The organism is Streptosporangium sp. NPDC006013 (assembly GCF_040614275.1).
Classification (GTDB): domain Bacteria; phylum Actinomycetota; class Actinomycetes; order Streptosporangiales; family Streptosporangiaceae; genus Streptosporangium.
In genome coordinates this window covers 1-3,601 of the sequence record NZ_JBEXUE010000719.1, presented here as the reverse complement: position 1 = coordinate 3,601, position 3,601 = coordinate 1, and the positions used below count along the sequence as shown (strand labels likewise).

Here is a 3,601-nt window from a genome sequence, read left to right as displayed (position 1 = left end):
TGTTGAACGACTCACGATAGTTCCGGGTGATGAAATGGCCATATGTCTTCGCCACCCCATAGGGGCTGCGCGGGTGCACGACCTCTGGCGGTCACCCCCGGGAGTGGAACTCACTCCATCCCGGCCGAGTCGGCGTTCGCAGCCACGGCAACGAGCAGTCCGGCCAGGCCGGGCGTCACCGTGCTCGTGGCCAGGATGGAGTTCCGTATCGGGGTTGACCGCCGAGGGGGCGTCGGCCCCTCAGTCGAGGAAGTCCCAGAGCCAGTCGTTCTTGGCGCCGTCGGAGTACAGGGACTCCGGCCAGTCCGCCGGACGGTGATCGCCGTAGGCCCGGACGCTGTTCCTGTCCCCCAGGCCCTCGGCATACTCGGTAACCGGCAGGTAGTACATGTAGGACATGAGGCGGGCCGCGAACCGCCAGGCACCGTCGACTCGGCGGTAGACGTCCTTGTAGCGCAGAGCCACGAGCATGGTGACCCCGTTCCGAGCCACCTCGGCGTGTGACGCGAGCAGACCGTAGGCGACGTCCGGGTCGGACTCATCAAATCGGATCACATGGCCGTGAGTGAAGTGATTTGTCGGGCCTAGGACAGCAAACCGCCCCAGATAGGTGGTGACGATCTCCTCCATGCCGGTGGCGGCGAACACTCCGTCCTGGGAACGGAGTGTGGCGTCCTCGCAGAAGATCCTGCGGATCATCGCCTCGTCGCGCTCGTCCATCGCGTAGCCGTACAGAACGCCGAGTTCCTGGATGGCGTTCCGGTCCTCGAGCTTCGCAAGACGCGCTGCCAGAGATCGTTCGTCAGACATTGAGGCCCTTCCCTCTCCACTCACCGGCATCGGCCGGCTTAAATATTAATAATTACAATCATCATGCTGACCAGATGGCACGGCGCGATGCCGGGCGCAGGAGCGCCGGGATGAACAGTCGGCAGGTCTCAGCCAACCCGGCCGCCTCACTGCCGTGCGTTCAGCGACCCGTCCAGCGAGGAGCGCGCTTCTCCACGAAGGCCAAGGCCCCCTCCTTGGCGTCGGCGGACTCGCGGATCGGGTTGACGTACTCCTCCTGGCGGTCGAACTTCTCGTCGAGCGGCCAGTCCGTGGAATTCACCAGGACCCGTTTGGAGGCCGCGAGCGCCAGCGGCGCGTTCGCGGCGATCTCCTCGGCAAGCTCGAGCGCGGCCCGCAGCGCGCCGCCCGGCTCCGCCAGACGGTTGACCAGATGAACCTCAGCGGCATCGGGAGCCGGCCACATACGCCCGGTGAGGACAAGCTCCATGGCCAGATGGTAGGGAACGCGGTGCTGAAGGCGGAGAAGTCCGCCGGCCGCGGCGGTGAGCCCGCGTTTGACCTCGGGAAGCCCGAACTTGGCCTCGCTGGAGGCGACGACGAGGTCGCAGGAGAGCACGATCTCGAAGCCGCCCGCCAGCGCGTAGCCCTCGACCGCCGCGATCAGCGGCTTGTTCGGGGGGCGCCGCACCAGCCCGGCGAAACCGCGGCCCTCGACGACCGGCCGCTCCCCACGGGCGAAACCCTTCAGGTCCATGCCCGCGCAGAACGTTCCTCCAGCCCCGGTGATGACCGCGACGCTGAGGTCGGGACGCTCGTCGAGCATCTCAAGGGCGTCGGCGATCTGGTGGGCCATCGCCATCGACATGGCGTTCCTGACCTCGGGGCGGTTCATGGTGAGCACCAGGACCCGGCCGCGTTCCTCGACGAGGAGCTCGGGGGACTCGGTGCTCGCGGCTGTCTCACTCATGCTTCCTCTTCCTCGCCCTTCTCCTTGACCCGGTCCGCGCCACGAGAGCCGATGACCCCGCTGAGGCCGGCGGTCGCGCGCCGGTGGGCGGGCTCGCGCCCCCGGGGTCCGCTGCCGTCGACGACGGCGTTGGTGTCCGTCATGGGTCCCCCGGTCAGCGGGGAGCCATGCGCATGGCGCCGTCGAGGCGGATGGTCTCGCCGTTGAGCATCTTGTTCTCGATGATCTGCAGCGCCAGCGAGGCGTACTCGTCGGGGAGGCCCAGGCGGCTGGGATGCGGGACCGACTTGCCGAGGGAATCACGCACCCCTTCGGGGAGCCGGGCCAGGATCGGGGTGTCGAAGAGCCCCGGAGCGATCGTGGTCACCCGGATCAGCTTCGAGGCCAGGTCGCGCGCGGCCACCAGCGTCATGCCGACCACCCCGGCCTTGGCGGAGGCGTAGGGGATCTGGCCGATCTGGCCCTCGTACGCCGCGACCGACGCCGTGAGCACACAGACACCCCGCTCCTCGTCGACCGGGACGTTCTTCGCCATCCGGGTCGCGGCGAGCCGCAGCACGTTGAACGTGCCGATCAGGTTGATCCGGACGACGTTCTCGTATGTCTCCAGTGACCCGGGGTTGCCGTCCCGGTCGACCAGACGGACCGCGCCGCCACGCCCTGCGCAGTGGACGACCGCCCGCAGCGGAGCCACGGCTTCGGCGAGATCGAGTGCGGCGTTCACCCCGTCGGGGTCGGTCACGTCAGCGGGCGCGAAGCGGCCGTTGAGGTCCTCCGCCACTGTCTTCCCCCGCGACTCCGGCAGGTCGAGGATGACCACGTGGGCACCCCGTTGGGCGAGCCGGGCGGCCGTGGCGGCTCCCAGGCCGGAGGCGCCACCGGTGACGACGACCGAGGCTCCGTTGACATCCACGATGAATCTCCTGTTCGGAAATGGTGATGGGGTAATGGCTACAGGCGCTCGATGATCGTGGCGTTGGCCATACCACCTGCCTCGCACATGAGCTGAAGACCGTAGCGCTGCCCGTTGTCCTCAAGCGCGTGCAGCATCGACGTCATGATCCGGGCTCCGGAGGCGCCGAGCGGATGACCGAGCGCGATCGCTCCGCCCCTGGGGTTGACCTTGGCCGGATCGACGTCGAACTCAGCGAGCCAGGCGAGCGGAACCGGTGCGAAGGCCTCGTTGATCTCGATGTGGTCGATCTCGTCGAGCGTGAGTCCGGAGCGCTCGAGGATCCGGTGCGTCGCCGGGATCGGAGCGGTCAGCATCAGCAGGGGGTCGTCACCGCACACGGCCATGGAATGGACGCGCGCACGCGGGGTGAAGCCGAGTTCATCACACTTCTCGCGACTCATCACCAGCAGTGCGCCGGCGCCGTCGGTGATCTGTGAGGAGTTGCCGGCCGTGATGCTCCAGCCGATCTCCGGGAAGCGCCGGGACAGGTCGTCGCGTTCGAAGACCGCCTTCAGGGTCGAGAGCTTCTCAACGGTGCTGCCGGGGCGGATCGTCTCGTCTCGGTCCACGACGCCGTTCGGGGTCTGAATGGCGAGGATCTCGCGATCGAACCACCCGGCGTCCTGTGCCGCGCCGGCGAGCCGGTGTGACCGTACGGAGTACTCGTCGAGGGCGGCACGGTCGAGCTTCCATTTCGCCGCGACGAGTTCCGCCGCCACGCCCTGGGAGACGAGTCCGGGCGCGAAGCGCTCCGCGACCTGCGTGCCGTACGGGTCGGCGTCCATGTGCGCGGAACCCATGACGACGCGGCTCATGGACTCGACGCCGCCGACCCGGTCGAACACCATGATGCTGTCGTTCTCGTCCATCCGGCTGGACAGCGGGTA

At 68.0% G+C, this 3,601-nt stretch carries 6 protein-coding genes; all 6 read right to left on the bottom strand.

Features of this window, described 5'->3' with window-relative positions; translation table 11 throughout:
* On the bottom strand, positions 1–79 hold a 79-nt coding region (locus ABZ260_RS48455; protein WP_355632007.1), incomplete at its 3' end, for a GDP-mannose 4,6-dehydratase.
* A gap of 161 nt (positions 80–240) precedes the next feature.
* Positions 241–810: a nuclear transport factor 2 family protein gene (locus ABZ260_RS48450; RefSeq protein WP_355559390.1), complete on the bottom strand. Its 570-nt coding sequence runs from the start codon at positions 808–810 to the stop codon at positions 241–243.
* A gap of 160 nt (positions 811–970) precedes the next feature.
* Positions 971–1,759 carry a crotonase/enoyl-CoA hydratase family protein gene (locus ABZ260_RS48445; protein ID WP_355559387.1) on the bottom strand — a complete coding sequence of 263 codons (789 nt, stop codon included), beginning with the start codon at positions 1,757–1,759 and terminating at the stop codon, positions 971–973.
* Positions 1,756–1,902, bottom strand: a complete 147-nt coding sequence (locus ABZ260_RS48440) for a hypothetical protein (RefSeq protein ID WP_355632004.1) — start codon at positions 1,900–1,902, stop codon at positions 1,756–1,758. The genes ABZ260_RS48445 and ABZ260_RS48440 overlap by 4 nt, the downstream gene beginning before the upstream one ends.
* Positions 1,903–1,913: 11 nt before the next feature.
* A complete protein-coding gene (locus ABZ260_RS48435) occupies positions 1,914–2,672 on the bottom strand; it encodes an SDR family NAD(P)-dependent oxidoreductase (protein ID WP_355632002.1) in 759 nt (252 codons plus the stop codon).
* A gap of 38 nt (positions 2,673–2,710) precedes the next feature.
* Positions 2,711–3,601, bottom strand: an 891-nt coding sequence (locus ABZ260_RS48430) for an acetyl-CoA C-acyltransferase (protein WP_355631999.1), incomplete at its 5' end; no start/stop codon positions are given.

Bases quoted from the DNA above. Each gene is read 5' to 3' on its own strand.
- ABZ260_RS48450 (WP_355559390.1), bottom strand. From the start codon at position 810: ATGTCTGACGAACGATCTCTGGCAGCGCGTCTTGCGAAGCTCGAGGAC.
- ABZ260_RS48445 (WP_355559387.1), bottom strand. From the start codon at position 1,759: ATGAGTGAGACAGCCGCGAGCACCGAGTCCCCCGAGCTCCTCGTCGAG.
- ABZ260_RS48440 (WP_355632004.1), bottom strand. From the start codon at position 1,902: ATGACGGACACCAACGCCGTCGTCGACGGCAGCGGACCCCGGGGGCGC.